Origin of the sequence: Paraburkholderia sp. BCC1876 (genome assembly GCF_902833695.1) — a bacterium.
Taxonomy (GTDB): Bacteria; Pseudomonadota; Gammaproteobacteria; order Burkholderiales; family Burkholderiaceae; genus Paraburkholderia.
On record NZ_CADFGI010000091.1, the window covers coordinates 1 to 448 of the forward strand.

Sequence of the window (448 nt, forward strand, 5' to 3'; positions counted from 1 at the left end):
GGACGACACGCGCGGCGCGGCGGCATCGTCGACGACGCGGCGCTGGCCGTTGCGCTGCGCAACGGGACGATCGCCGCGGCCGGCCTCGACGTGTATGAGGGCGAGCCGAGCGTGCATCCGGCGCTGCTCGAGGTGCCGAACGTCGTGCTGACGCCGCACATCGCGAGCGCGACCGAAAAGACGCGCCGCGCGATGGCGAACCTCGCCGCCGACAACCTGATCGCCGCGCTCGGCGAAGGGCCGCGGCGGGCAGGACCGCGAGACTGCCGCCAGGATCGATGTGGTATAAGCCGGGATTGATTCCACGCTTACCGGACTGGACCACTATGACGCGAGGCAAGGCCGCGATTCCGCTCGATCTGCCGAGGCCGCCGGGCCTCTCCTCGCGAGGCGGCGCCTCGAAGCAGGATCGCATCGCCGATGCGCTGCGCGAGGCGATCCTGCAGGG

General features: G+C 71.4%; 1 protein-coding gene. It reads left to right on the plus strand.

The features are described from left to right. The coding region (locus HWY05_RS37915) for an NAD(P)-dependent oxidoreductase (RefSeq protein ID WP_279614206.1) at positions 1–300 on the plus strand (300 nt) is incomplete at its 5' end. Positions 301–448 lie beyond the last annotated feature (148 nt).